Genomic DNA, 12,937 nt, shown 5'->3' on the forward strand with positions numbered 1-12,937 from the left:
TTAGATTAATTCTTGATAAAAAGTAAATATACTGATATAATAGCAAATACAAAAAAGATACAAAGGAGATGGTTCTATGAAAAAAAACATGATAATTTATGTTCTTTCATTCTTGATTATATTCCTGCTTGCTGGCTGTGCCAGTTCAAAAGTTCAGGACAACACCACTGAATCCTCCGAAAAACTGGAACTTACATTGGATGAACTTTCAAAGTATAATGGTAAAGACGGAAATCCCGCTTATATCGCGGTTGACGGCGTGATCTATGATGTTACTGAAAGTAAGATGTGGAAGGACGGAGAACATAACGGCTATACGGCAGGTAAGGATCTGACAGAAGAGATTAAGAAAGTATCTCCTCACGGAACTTCAGTTTTAAAGAAGATGAAAGAAGTAGGAAAAATTGTGGAATAAACCGGAGGCGATGAGATGTATGAGGTATTAGGTATTACAAGCGCAGTTTTGTTTGCAATTGTTATGATGCCGTTTTTGCTGAGGCATATAAACCGGTTATTCTACAAAGGGAAGAATCGTATGATTACCAGTTGGAGAATGAGGTTTAGAAAGATTCATAAACCTGCCGGGTTTGGTCTGGCAGTGATTTCTCTGATTCATGGATACCTGGCGCTTGGTTCAATCCGGCTTCATACAGGTACCCTTGCCTGGATGGTCAGTATTGCAGCAGTGATTCTTGGAGTACTCTTTTCCATAAAGAAAAAAGCTGTAATCTTAGTATGGCACAGGAGAATGGCATTGCTGGCGATTCTTTTTATAGCTTTGCATCTGCTGGTACCAGGAGCGCTTTATTACATTGGATTTTAAAAGAAAAGTATTACATTATATGAGATTGAAGAGACCCACACAGGTAGAATAAATATCTAACCTTTGTGGGTCTCTTCATTTTAGTGGAACATAAAACCAGTATTTTATTACACATAAACTGCTATTTTCAACATGGTCCCGTATTTTGTAGATTTTTGTAGTATATTGGAATGACAGGCCGAGGGGGAGGTGAGTGCCATTTCGTATTAAGTATTGCATCAGGCCGCCGGATATCCGGTAATTGAATCAAAAGAATCTGGTAACAAAAGAAAATGGAGGGTAATTATTATGAAAAAGCTACTTTTAATGGTTCTGACTTTAACAATGGCGTTGTCAGCCAACAGCATTTCCTTTGCAGCACAGGAGAATTCCACAAAAGAATTTATAGAAGCGAAAACAGTTTCTGTAAACGGAGAGAGCAGCCCTGTAAATGGGGATTCCCTGAAAGCTCCCCAAGGCGCCCGAACTGCAAGACCGCAGGATAAATCAGGCGTTAAGAAGGATGATTTACTGAATCAGAGCCTGTCACGCCAGGCAGCCACTTCCTGGAAGTACTTAAACGGATATACCGTATACAGCCAGATCACAAACTATAATTGCGGCCCGGCAACTGTTCAGGCTGCATTAAATTATCTGGGCGTTGCCCGCAACCAGTCGGACATTGCAAGAGGATGCCGAACTACCACCAATGGCTCTTATCTTGCTGATATGATAAACTATATTAACGGACAGCAGACGAGAAACAGATACGTAGGAAGATACAATGAATCCTCCTCTGAGATGTGCAGACTCTTATACAACGGTGTTTCCTCATCAAAAGCAGCACCGATTATTGGACTGACCTTTTCAACCAGTGATGGCTGGCTCTATTCAACAAACGGTCATTTTATGTCGGTGTATGGAGCGAAAAGTGATAAGTCCGCGTTTGCCCTGGGTGATCCATGGATTGGGTACTCTGGTTCAGGATTGGTCGGAGAATCCTGGACATATACGAAGTCTGCTTCTACTTTATATAAAGCATACAGCCGGGTAAATATTGGATTTATGTATTAGATTTATCAAATGTCAGATTTCTTAAAAAGACTGAGGGGATATATTCCCTTTGGTCTTTTTAAGGCATCAAGAGGGAGTTGCTGAATATATGAATAAGAAAATAAAAGGCTTTATCCTGCCGCTGATCATGATAAGCATCATATTCCTGTCCGGATGCCATATTCAGCCGGATCATGGCAATGCCGGTGAATACTCATCAAATGAAATCCAGGCTTACAATGTGACCTTTGATGATTCTGCTCTGAGAACCTATATAGATATTTATGAGACTCAATTATTATATATGGAGATGAGCGAGTCGGATGCCACTTTTTATATTTACAATTTTAAGGATGGAAGTAATCAAAAGATTCTAACCGTGGATAATTTTGCTTTGAAAGGGAAGAGCAACGCATTGATCGATGATACGCTTTATTTCTATCTAAGTCTTTATAATGGATCAGAACTGGAAAATGACTTATATGCTGTAAATTTTTCAGAAGATAAGATGTATGCGGTATCTAAAAATATGTATTCCCAGAAGCTTATTCCATTAACAGTCTTAGGGGGCAGCCTGATATCTCTACAAGGTAATAATACCGAGAATGGAGACTTTTATTCTTTTGTGGAAACAATGAACAGTAACCAGAACATGGAGCAGGTGGAGCTGGATACAAAATCCGGTACCCCGATTTCAGGTAAAGTAAACGTACCCCGCCAGATTATATATTTAACCAGTGATGGGAGCTATCTATATGCTTTAGAAAAAAGCAAGTCTGATTCCAGTTTCAATTGCTTTATTACAAAGTATAATTCTGATTTCTCTTTTATTAGTGAAACAAATATAACCGATCTGCTAAAAACCTACGAATTAACCAGTGGGATAGGCTCTTTCAGCGTATTCAATCACTATTTTACGATTACGGATTATTCTAATAATACCATTGTCAGTGATTTTGAAAAAGGCGATAATCAGGCTCTTTTATATGAAAATGATGTTGAGTATGTCCGTGATTTTTCCGGTCTTACTGCGAATAAATACTTATATAAAAGAAATACGAATCAGATTTACAGAATAAAAGAGGATACGGGAAAAATTGAACTTCAAAATTTTGATTTAGAAAACGATTCATCAAATATTCGTGTCATGCTGTCTTATGGGGATAATCTCTTAATTGTCAAACAGCCGGATTCCGATCATGACGGCAGTGAAACGGTATATCTGATTCCCCAAAATAACGATAAATCATGAAGTGAAAAGAAAAGATGCCGTCAAGCAGCTGAAATCAGCCATGCTTTGCGGCACCCTGTTCTTATTCTGATGATTTAGAATCCAAAATAGTTCATGGCATTGTTATAAGAAATGCCTTCAATAATTTCTTTTAACGCTTTCTGGTCGTCCGGATATTCTCCGTTATCTACCCAGCCGCCTACCAGTTCACAAAGAATTCTGCGGAAATATTCGTGTCTGGTATAAGATAAGAAGCTTCTGGAGTCGGTAAGCATACCAATGAAGTTTCCAAGGCATCCTAAGTTGGCAAGAGAAGTCATCTGGTCTGTCATGCCGGTTTTGTGATCATTAAACCACCAGGCAGAACCCTGCTGGATCTTTCCTGGGTACTGACTCTGGAAGCAGCCAAGGATGGTTCCGATGGATGCGTTATCATTGGGGTTTAAGGAGTAGATAATTGTCTTCGGAATCTCATCAGTAGCGCTTAAGGCGTTAAGATAATCAGCCATCTGTGCGGAAGGAGCGTAATTGTTAATACAGTCAAATCCTGTATCAGGTCCTAACTGCTCAAACATATACGCATTGTTATCTCTCTTGCAGCCATAATGAAGCTGCATGATCCATCCCATGCGATTGTATTCTTTTGCTACAAATAACATAAATGCAGTTTTATATTTCAGCTCTTCTTCTTTCGTAACAGCTTTTCCGGAAACGCTCTTTGCAAAGATAGCATCAAGCTCTGCATCATCTGCAGGCACATACATTACGTACTCAAGTGCGTGGTCGGAAACACAGCAGCCCTGGCTTGCAAAGAATTCCATACGGTTCTTTAAAGCAGCCTTTAAAGAAGCAAAGTCTTTGATTTCCATATTGCTTGCTGCAGACAGTTTTTCAATATAAACAGCAAAATCAGGCTTTTCAACATTCATGGCTTTGTCTGGTCTCCATGCTGGAAGAACCTTTACCTCAAATGTAGAATCTGCAGCAATTTTCTGGTGCCATTCCAGTGTATCAGCAGGATCATCTGTAGTACAGATAACGGTTACATTGGACTGTCTGATTAAATTACGCACACTCATGGAATCCTGATGAAGCTTTTCGTTGCATAAATTCCAGACTTCTTCTGCCGTATCTCCGTTTAAGTAGCCGGTGTAACCAAAATATCTCTGAAGTTCCAAATGGCTCCAGTGATAAAGAGGGTTCCCAATGAGCTTTGGCATGGTTTCTGCCCATTTCTGGAATTTTTCTCTGTCAGTGGCATCTCCTGTAATGTATTTTTCCTCTACACCGTTGGAACGCATCTGACGCCATTTATAATGATCGCCGCCCAGCCATACCTGTGTAATGGTATCAAATTTGCGGTCTTCATAGATTTCCTGTGGATTGATGTGGCAATGATAGTCTACGATAGGCATCTTAGCCGCATAATTGTGATAAAGATCTTTTGCAGACTGGGTAGACAGTAAAAAGTCCTTGTCCATAAACTGTTTCATGTTGGTGAGTCCTCCTTAAAAATATATGTGATTAGAAATTAGTAGTACCTCGCTTTATCAGCTCTGGAGTAATGGTGGTCTTTGCAGGCACATTCCCTCCTTCTAACACCTTCATCAAAGTATTGACGGTAGTGGTGCAGAGAGCTTCAACCTTGTTGTCAACGGAAGTGATTTCGGGCGTTGTACAGCGGGACAATATGGAATTATTGTATCCGATGATGCTTAAGCCCTCAGGGATGGAAATTCCGGTCTGATTCGCATATTTTACCGCACCAACGGCCAAAATATCCTCAGCAGCTAAAATGGAATCAAACTTTATTCCGGAATCAGACAGTTCCTTAATCTGTTCCATGGCAAGATCCGGGTCTTTGGAGCAGAGAACCATAAGCTCGTCCCGTACCGGCAAACTGGCTGCAGCAGTGGCCTGACGATAGCCGGCGAGCTTCCGTAGATTGCTGTAAGAAGTACCGGAATAAAGATATAACAGAGCCGACCGGCCTGATTGGTAAAGCTTTGCAGCAGCAGAATAGACAGCGGCCTGATCGTCACAGACAGTGCTGTAGATCTGTCCGCCCTCCAGACAGCCATTGACCAGCATAATGGGGATGTCCTTTGCCGCTTCCAAAAGATAGGCATTGTCCTTTTCTTTTGCTTCCACGTAATGGGAGCCGGCAAGGATTATGGCATCCACGCGCTTGGAACGCAGCAGTTCCAGATACTTCTTTTTGGTTTCGGGAAGATAGCCGCTGCAGCATAAGATGGAATCGTATCCGCTGCTTCTCAGTTGCTTTTCCAGAAAATAGACAGCTTCTGCAAGCCATGGGTCAGAGGAATCCGCACACATGATTCCAATGGTCTTCATGGTGTTAAGCCCCAGACTTCTGGCGAACACATTCGGTGTATAACCAAGCTCGTCCATGACAGCGAGAACCCGCTTTCTGGTCTTCTCACTGACATTGGGATTCCCGTTAATCACACGGGAAACGGTGGCGATTGAAACATGAGCATGTTCGGAAACATCATAAATATTCAAAAGCATCCCTCCGTAATTGTAAGTATTTACATTCCTAAGTTATTATACATAATTATGATGTATATTACAATCCCTCATTTATTAATTTTGTAAAATAATCCATAAAATCAGTATAATCCTGTAAACACTTACAAATACTTCGTATATGCGAAAATAATCTTGCTTTTTTGTAGATCCCGGGAGTATACTAGAGCCTAGAAACGGAGGCTATACCATGAAACTTAACAGAACCACACAACGTACAGTAGAAATCCTGAAGCTTATTTCGAAAACACCGGAAGGCGCAACGTTAGATGATATCTGTCAGAAACTGGATTTACCAAAGACCAGTGCCTATGATATTGTCACCACTCTGGGAGAGATGGGCATGGTCAATGTGACACGGGGGCAGAAACAGAATTATACCATTGGCTTAATGGCATACAGAATCGGAGTTAATTATACCAATAATCTGAATTTCATCGGAATTATTGAGCCGGTACTGAAGGCATTTTCCAAAGAAGTAGGAAAAACTGTTTTCTTTGGAATTCCGTCGGATCATCATGTTGTATACATATGTAAGTTCGAACCGGAGAATCCTATCATTACAACCGCTACGGTGGGATCGAAAAATCCGATGTACTGCACTTCCCTGGGGAAAGTGATTCTTGCATACAGTGATGAGGAAAACAGAGATCAGATCATCAGCCGTATCCGATTTACCCGGTATACAGAACGAACCATTGAAAACAGAGAAGGCCTCCTTGCTGAACTGGAACAGGTCAGAGAAAGAGGATACGCCTTTGATGCAAGAGAGATGGAAGAGCATATGCAGTGCGTGGGAGCTCCGGTTTTTGACCGGGATGGCAACGTACTGGGAGCGATCAGCATTTCCAGCTTATATAAGCCGGCGGAAGATTATGAGGCTCTTGGAACGCTGGTTTCCAGAAAGGGTATGGAGGTTTCCAGGTTATTAGGCTTTCTTGGAAAAATATGAGGAATACTTATTGACAAAATGCCTGGAAGCGATTAATATTTCAAGTATAAGAATCGTAAATATGAAGTTGATTCGTATATGCGAATTTAAAAAAGGAGAGAAGAACAATCATGAAAAAAGAACAAGTTTTATCAAAGATGAAAAAAGACTGTCTGGTTGCTGTTGTTCGTGCAAAAAGCCTGGAACAGGGTGAGAAAGTCGTTGATGCAATCATTGCAGGCGGAATTAATTTTATTGAAATTACTATGACTATGGATGAAGGAAACCCAATTGAATTCATCGCTAAAATGTCTGAAAAATATAGCACCAATGAAGATGTTGTAATCGGTGCAGGTACAGTACTTGATCCAGAAACTGCAAGAGCAGCAATCCTTGCAGGTGCAAACTATGTGGTAAGCCCAGGCTTAAACGTAGAGACAATCAAGCTTTGCAACCGTTACAGAGTACCGATGCTCCCAGGTGTTATGACACCAACTGAAGCTATCACTGCACTGGAATGCGGCTGTGACATCATCAAGATCTTCCCAGGCAACATCATGGGACCAGCAGCGATCAGCTCCTTTAAAGGCCCCCTTCCTCAGGGTGATTTCATGCCATCCGGCGGTGTTGACGTTGATAACGTTGATAAGTGGATCAAGGCAGGTGCATATGCAGTTGGTACAGGCAGCAGCCTGACAAAGGGCGCTAACACAGGCGATTTTGCAGCAGTTACAGCAAAAGCAAAAGAATTTGTTGAAGCAGTAGCAGCAGCTCGCAAATAATAGAAAACAACTTGAGAATTAAGGAGAATACAAAATGGCAAAGATCGTAACCATGGGCGAGATCATGTTAAGATTATCTACCCCGAACAATGAAAAGTTTATTCAGGCAGATGAGTTTGATGTAAATTACGGCGGCGGCGAAGCAAACGTTGCTGTTTCTCTTGCAAATTACGGACATGAAGCAGAATTCGTTTCTGCAGTTCCGAAGAATCCAATCGGTGATTGCGCAGTTGCAGCATTAAGAAAATACAATGTTGGAACAAAGCACATTGCAAAGACCGGTGAAAGACTTGGTATCTACTTCTTAGAGACAGGCTCTGCTATGAGAGCCTCTACTGTTGTATATGACAGAGCACATTCCTCTATCTCTACTGCAACAGCAGCAGACTTTAACTTCGATGAGATCTTCGAGGGTGCAGACTGGTTCCACTTTACAGGAATCACTCCTGCTGTCAGCGACAGCGCAGCAGAACTGACTGAGGCAGCTTTAAAGGCAGCTAAGGCACATGGCGTAACTGTATCCGTTGACTTAAACTTCCGTAAGAAATTGTGGTCTTCTGAAAAAGCTCAGAAGGTTATGACTAACTTAATGCAGTATGTTGACGTATGTATCGGTAACGAAGAAGATGCAGAGAAAGTACTTGGCTTTAAGCCAGGCAACACAGATGTAACTTCCGGAGAACTGGAATTACAGGGATATGTTGATATCTTCAATCAGATGGTTGACAAGTTCAACTTCAAATATGTAATCAGCTCTTTACGTGAAAGCCATTCCGCTTCCGATAACGGCTGGTCTGCATGTATTATGGACGGAGCTACCCGTGAATTCTATCATTCCAGAAAGTATCACGTTACACCAATCGTAGACCGTGTAGGCGGCGGAGATTCCTTCGCAGCAGGCGTAATCTGCGGTATGGCTGATAAGAAAGATTTCAAGGCTGCTCTGGAATTTGCAGTAGCTGCTTCCGCATTAAAGCACACCATTCCTGGCGACTTTAACCTTGTATCCAGAGAAGATGTTGACAGCCTTGCTGGCGGTGACGGATCAGGACGTGTTCAGAGATAATCAGACAGATACATCGGGGGTCATTATGCATGACCCCCTTTTTTAAAATCTATGGAGGAACGATCAAGATGAGTGACAGACCATTTGATTTATTAAGCCTGGGAGAATTGCTTTTACGTCTGTCTCCGGACGGAGTGGAAAGACTGGTCCGGGGAGATTCCTTTCAGAAACAGGTTGGTGGAGCAGAGTTAAACGTTGCGGTAGGTGCGGCTCTTTTAGGACTTCATACCGGTGTAGTAACCCAGCTTCCTGCCAATGATATGGGAAATTTTGTAAAGAACAAAGTGCGTTCTTATGGAATCAGTGATGATTATTTTGTTTATGATAACAGCTCCAATGCCAGACTTGGACTTTATTATTATGAATATGGTGCATATCCGAGGAAACCCAAGGTAATTTACGACAGAAAGAACAGCTCTTTCTATAATATCAGTGAAGCCTCTTTTCCAGAGGACATGTACAAAGCAACTACCTGCTTTCATACCACCGGCATCACCCTTGCTCTGTGTGAGAATACGAGAAAGACTGCCATTGATATGATACGCAAATTCAAAGAGAGCGGCACCATCATTTCTTTTGATGTAAATTTCCGCGGTAATTTATGGACAGGAGAGGAAGCAAGAGCCTGCATCGAGCAGATCCTTCCCTTTGTGGACATTTTCTTCTGCTCGGAAGATACAGCAAGGCTGACCTTCAAAAAAGAAGGAACAGCCAAAGAGATGATGAAGAGCTTTACAAAAGATTATCCCATTTCCATCGTGGCTTCTACGCAGAGAATCGTACATAGTCCGAAGAGCCATACGTTCGGTTCCATTATTTACGATGCTGCAAGAAACGAGTATTATGAGGAAGAGCCATACCATAATATTGATGTTGTTGACCGGATTGGAAGCGGAGATGCTTATATAGCAGGTGCTCTTTATGGCCTTTTAAGCACTGGCGGTGACTGCATGAAGGCAGTTCAGTACGGCAATGCCACTGCAGCTTTAAAGAACACCATACCAGGTGATCTTCCAACCTCTGATTTGAGTGAAGTGAATACTGTAATTCGGGAACATAATGATAAGGGACCTCAAAGCGAGATGAGCAGGTAGGTAAATAAGATCCATTGACAGGCGGAACAGGATAATGAAATCCTGCTCCGCCTGATTTGATATCAGAAGCTTCATTCTGTAATAGGTTTAAACCTTTAAATAAAATATTATAATACATATCATATAAAAATAAATATATAATGCATAATTGACAAAATATAAATTATATTATATAGTTAGATTAGTTAATGTGTGTAATAAAATTTCTATAATTAATAATTTAAACGTTTAAATAACATTTACGCTGAAAGATTTTATATCATCTTTTAGCTATTCTTAAACATGCTGGTTTAAACGATTAAATAAAAAATAATCTGGAGGGAAAATTTTATGAGAAGGAAGAAATTATGGGGACTACTTTTTCTGACAGCGGCTGCAGTGGGAATGCTGGCCGGTTGCAGCACAAAAGGGGGAGAGACAGCCGGGGGCACAAAAAAAGACGGAGGACAGAAGGTTACCATCGCTGTATGGAATGAACCCAATCAGGATGAGGCACTGAATATGTATGCTCAGGCAGAAAAGGCAACCGGGATTAAAGTGGAAGTAACGGTGATTCCGGAAAGCGACTATTCTTCCAAGCTAAATCAGATGGTTTCCACAGGGGATAATTCTGCTGACATCTATGTGATCTGGGAAAATGATATCGCCAATTTTGCCAAGGCAAAAGGTATTATTCCCATGGATGATTACCTGAAAAATTCAACCGTCAAAACAGGAGATTTTATTGACGCAGTCTCCGCACTGTCCGCAGGGCTTGGAGGTACATATGGTCTGCCGTGGTGTGCTGCTACAGAGCTTCTTTTCTATAATAAAGATATGTTTGACGCTGCCGGGATTTCTTATCCGGACAACAACTGGTCTTATGAGGACTATAAGTCCGCTGCAGAAAAGCTGACTCAAAAAGCGGCTGACGGTACAACGAAACAGTATGGCTGTACACTTCCCAATACCCAGACCTGGTGGGCAGGAATTGGCGGGGCAGGCGATCAGGTATACGATCCTTCCAAGGGACAGATGGTCATTGGCGACGGTGCAATATCCTTTGTTTCAGATGTAGCTGCCATGGCAAAAAGCGGGGTAATGCCGGAACCATCTTCCGATACGGCAGATTTATTTGCTTCTGGCAAGGCGGCTATGAGCTGGCAGGGAAGCTGGAATATCGGAACTTATGGAAGCAGCCTTCCTTTTCAGTGGGATATTGCTACCATCCCCACGGATAAAGTAAAATACAATACACTTCATACCGGCTTTTACAGCATTAATGCAAAAAGTAAAAACCAGGATGCCGCATTTAAGTTAATCGAATATCTGATGGGAGAAGAGGGGCAGACCATTAATTCAAAGTCCAGCGGCAATCCATCTGCCATCAAATCCATTGCTGAAAAAGGTGCATGGAAGGTGGAAAGTGCCACTACCATCAAAAACTGGGATGCAATGACCGATTCCTTAAAGGCCGGTGTATTTGGATATACCTGTCTTCCATCCGGAGTTACCAACAATGCCATCAGCGAATTTAACGCGGCAGTACTTGGTCAGAAGACACCCGAAGAAGCTGTAAAAAAAGCTGATGCCTATGCCCGGGAAACCATCGGTTATTAGGCGGTAAGCTGGAAGGAAAGTGAATAATAATGGAAAAAGAAAGCAGTAAGACGGCGAAGAAGAAAAAGCTTATGAATCATCTGACAGCCTATGCCTTTTGTGCTCCGTGGATGATAGGATTTGTATGCTTCACCCTGTTTCCCATTGCCTTTTTATTTGCTGTCAGCCTGACAAACAGGAAACTAAATGGTGTTTCCCAGTTCATAGGTCTGGCTAATTATATAAACATGTTTCAAAGTGCCACGTTCTGGAATTCCATTCGTGTTACCTTGTTTTTCACAATTGTTATGATGATTGTAACTACAATATGGGCAGTAGTTATGGCATTGCTGCTAAATTACAGGCAAAGGCTCAATGGTCTCTTTCAGTTTTGTTATTTTCTACCGTCGGTTATTCCGACGGTAGCACTTGCCTATACATTCCGAACTATATTCGGAAAGGAAGCAGGGCTTTTAAATGGGATTATTTCTGCTTTAACCGGTAAAAATGTGATGGTTAACTGGCTGTACGACAGCCGCACCGTCTATCTGGCGCTATTTTTTATCACCCTGTTTACGTACAATACAGGACAAATGATGCTCATATTCCGATCCGGTTTAAATGATGTGCCCAGAGAGCTTTATGAGGCATGTGAAATTGACGGAGCCAGTCCATTGAAAAAATTCTTTGGGATCACCCTTCCCATGATATCACCCATTATCCTGTTTAATGCGGTTATGGGATGTATCAGTGCATTGAATGGCTCATTTGCCCTTTTATATCCACTGACTGGAGAGAATGGTGATCCTAACGGAATGTCACAGGTGCTCAGCCTTCTGATCTATAAAGAAGCGTTCAGCAATATGAAGGTAGGCTATGCCTGTGCCATGTCTGTCATACTGTTTCTGATTGCGTGCTGTTTTGGAATTGGAATATTTGCAATCTCAAAAAAGATTGTTTACTATGAAAATTAAAGGGGGAGAGACATGAAATCAGCTAAAACGAAAAAAAGAACCAGCCGGATTCTGGTTTTTATGATGAAAATTCTGGTAGGGATAATCATGTTTTCTCCGATTATATGGGTCCTCACCGGATCTTTTAAGACCTTAACAGAGTTTACTTCATCATCTGGTATTTTCCCTCAAAAAGAGACCTTAGAAAACTATCAGTATATTTTTTATCATTCCAACTATGTGCTTTATGTCAGAAACACAGTTCTTCTAATGGCGGGAACCACGGCGGGAACTTTAATTTCCTCCTCACTGGTTGCCTATCCCCTGGCCAGAATGGAGTTTCCGGGGAAAAATATGATTTTTTCCCTGATCGTGGGAACAATGATGATTCCAAATATTGCACTCATTGTTCCCCAGTATATTATGTTTGGAAAAGTTGGCTGGCTGGATTCCCTGCTTCCCATGATTGTACCTGCATTTTTTGCCTATCCCTATAACGTATTTCTGTTCCGTCAGTTTTTTCGTTCTATCCCGAAGGAACTGGATGAGGCGGCTACCATGGATGGCTGCAGCAGAATCGGTATCTTTTTCCGCGTGCTGATTCCTTTATCAAAGTCAACCTTTACCACAATTGGCGTGTTATCCTGCGTCTTCTGGTGGAATGAACTGACCCAGCCGGTTTTTTACATAAACAGTGATAAATGGAGGACTCTGACCATTGCACTTATGACTACATTTATGTATACTTCAGGTAATGCGTTTGTAATTAACTGGCCTTCCATAATGGCTGCCTCCACGCTCATGATTCTGCCTCCCATGCTGCTTTATCTGTTCGGATCCAGATTTTTGGTGGAAGGAATTAAAACGTCCGGGCTGAAGGGCTAAACAGGGAAAAGG

Annotated in this window: 13 protein-coding genes; 11 read left to right on the plus strand and 2 right to left on the minus strand. The window is 41.7% G+C overall.

All coding sequences use genetic code 11. The features are described from left to right. The first annotated feature begins 76 nt into the window (after positions 1 to 76). The 4 genes from BXY41_RS06040 to BXY41_RS06055 all read left to right on the plus strand — a co-directional run bounded on the left by BXY41_RS06040 (position 77) and on the right by BXY41_RS06055 (position 3,107). On the plus strand, positions 77 to 415 hold the full coding sequence (locus BXY41_RS06040) for a cytochrome b5 domain-containing protein (protein WP_104435819.1): 339 nt from the start codon (positions 77 to 79) through the stop codon (positions 413 to 415). A 15-nt stretch (positions 416 to 430) separates the two neighbouring features. Continuing rightward, positions 431 to 823: a hypothetical protein gene (locus BXY41_RS06045; RefSeq protein ID WP_104435821.1), complete on the plus strand. Its 393-nt coding sequence runs from the start codon at positions 431 to 433 to the stop codon at positions 821 to 823. A 288-nt stretch (positions 824 to 1,111) separates the two neighbouring features. Beyond that, positions 1,112 to 1,876 (plus strand): C39 family peptidase, encoded by a 765-nt coding sequence (locus BXY41_RS06050; RefSeq protein ID WP_146088556.1) that lies wholly within the window; start codon positions 1,112 to 1,114, stop codon positions 1,874 to 1,876. A gap of 88 nt (positions 1,877 to 1,964) precedes the next feature. After that, on the plus strand, positions 1,965 to 3,107 hold the full coding sequence (locus BXY41_RS06055; protein ID WP_104435825.1) for a hypothetical protein: 1,143 nt from the start codon (positions 1,965 to 1,967) through the stop codon (positions 3,105 to 3,107). A 74-nt stretch (positions 3,108 to 3,181) separates the two neighbouring features. Here the strand turns inward: BXY41_RS06055 and uxaC are convergent, their stop codons facing one another. Then, positions 3,182 to 4,579, minus strand: coding sequence for a glucuronate isomerase (uxaC, locus tag BXY41_RS06060; protein ID WP_104435827.1), 1,398 nt, complete (start codon positions 4,577 to 4,579; stop codon positions 3,182 to 3,184). A gap of 31 nt (positions 4,580 to 4,610) precedes the next feature. After that, positions 4,611 to 5,612 (minus strand): LacI family DNA-binding transcriptional regulator, encoded by a 1,002-nt coding sequence (locus BXY41_RS06065; protein WP_104435830.1) that lies wholly within the window; start codon positions 5,610 to 5,612, stop codon positions 4,611 to 4,613. Positions 5,613 to 5,826: 214 nt separating this feature from the next. Here BXY41_RS06065 and BXY41_RS06070 point away from each other — a divergent pair, with 214 nt between their 5' ends. From BXY41_RS06070 to BXY41_RS06100, 7 genes are all read left to right on the plus strand, one after another. After that, entirely contained in the window at positions 5,827 to 6,588 is a 762-nt protein-coding gene (locus tag BXY41_RS06070) for an IclR family transcriptional regulator (protein WP_104435833.1), read from the plus strand. Between the two features lie 110 nt (positions 6,589 to 6,698). Beyond that, positions 6,699 to 7,349 carry a bifunctional 2-keto-4-hydroxyglutarate aldolase/2-keto-3-deoxy-6-phosphogluconate aldolase gene (locus tag BXY41_RS06075; RefSeq protein ID WP_104435835.1) on the plus strand — a complete coding sequence of 217 codons (651 nt, stop codon included), beginning with the start codon at positions 6,699 to 6,701 and terminating at the stop codon, positions 7,347 to 7,349. A 34-nt stretch (positions 7,350 to 7,383) separates the two neighbouring features. Further along, positions 7,384 to 8,415 (plus strand): sugar kinase, encoded by a 1,032-nt coding sequence (locus BXY41_RS06080; protein WP_104435838.1) that lies wholly within the window; start codon positions 7,384 to 7,386, stop codon positions 8,413 to 8,415. 68 nt (positions 8,416 to 8,483) lie between these two features. Next, positions 8,484 to 9,509, plus strand: coding sequence for a sugar kinase (locus BXY41_RS06085; RefSeq protein ID WP_104436299.1), 1,026 nt, complete (start codon positions 8,484 to 8,486; stop codon positions 9,507 to 9,509). A 330-nt stretch (positions 9,510 to 9,839) separates the two neighbouring features. Further along, a complete protein-coding gene (locus BXY41_RS06090; RefSeq protein ID WP_104435841.1) occupies positions 9,840 to 11,108 on the plus strand; it encodes an ABC transporter substrate-binding protein in 1,269 nt (422 codons plus the stop codon). A 29-nt stretch (positions 11,109 to 11,137) separates the two neighbouring features. Next, positions 11,138 to 12,061: a carbohydrate ABC transporter permease gene (locus BXY41_RS06095; protein ID WP_104435844.1), complete on the plus strand. Its 924-nt coding sequence runs from the start codon at positions 11,138 to 11,140 to the stop codon at positions 12,059 to 12,061. 12 nt (positions 12,062 to 12,073) lie between these two features. Then, on the plus strand, positions 12,074 to 12,925 hold the full coding sequence (locus BXY41_RS06100; RefSeq protein WP_104435847.1) for a carbohydrate ABC transporter permease: 852 nt from the start codon (positions 12,074 to 12,076) through the stop codon (positions 12,923 to 12,925). Positions 12,926 to 12,937: the final 12 nt, after the last annotated feature.

Source organism: Lacrimispora xylanisolvens, assembly GCF_002934545.1.
GTDB lineage: Bacteria > Bacillota > Clostridia > Lachnospirales > Lachnospiraceae > Lacrimispora > Lacrimispora xylanisolvens.

Bases quoted from the DNA above. Each gene is read 5' to 3' on its own strand.
- BXY41_RS06040 (WP_104435819.1), top strand. From the start codon at position 77: ATGAAAAAAAACATGATAATTTATGTTCTTTCATTCTTGATTATATTC.
- BXY41_RS06045 (WP_104435821.1), top strand. From the start codon at position 431: ATGTATGAGGTATTAGGTATTACAAGCGCAGTTTTGTTTGCAATTGTT.
- BXY41_RS06050 (WP_146088556.1), top strand. From the start codon at position 1,112: ATGAAAAAGCTACTTTTAATGGTTCTGACTTTAACAATGGCGTTGTCA.
- BXY41_RS06055 (WP_104435825.1), top strand. From the start codon at position 1,965: ATGAATAAGAAAATAAAAGGCTTTATCCTGCCGCTGATCATGATAAGC.
- uxaC (WP_104435827.1), bottom strand. From the start codon at position 4,579: ATGAAACAGTTTATGGACAAGGACTTTTTACTGTCTACCCAGTCTGCA.
- BXY41_RS06070 (WP_104435833.1), top strand. From the start codon at position 5,827: ATGAAACTTAACAGAACCACACAACGTACAGTAGAAATCCTGAAGCTT.
- BXY41_RS06075 (WP_104435835.1), top strand. From the start codon at position 6,699: ATGAAAAAAGAACAAGTTTTATCAAAGATGAAAAAAGACTGTCTGGTT.
- BXY41_RS06080 (WP_104435838.1), top strand. From the start codon at position 7,384: ATGGCAAAGATCGTAACCATGGGCGAGATCATGTTAAGATTATCTACC.
- BXY41_RS06085 (WP_104436299.1), top strand. From the start codon at position 8,484: ATGAGTGACAGACCATTTGATTTATTAAGCCTGGGAGAATTGCTTTTA.
- BXY41_RS06090 (WP_104435841.1), top strand. From the start codon at position 9,840: ATGAGAAGGAAGAAATTATGGGGACTACTTTTTCTGACAGCGGCTGCA.
- BXY41_RS06095 (WP_104435844.1), top strand. From the start codon at position 11,138: ATGGAAAAAGAAAGCAGTAAGACGGCGAAGAAGAAAAAGCTTATGAAT.
- BXY41_RS06100 (WP_104435847.1), top strand. From the start codon at position 12,074: ATGAAATCAGCTAAAACGAAAAAAAGAACCAGCCGGATTCTGGTTTTT.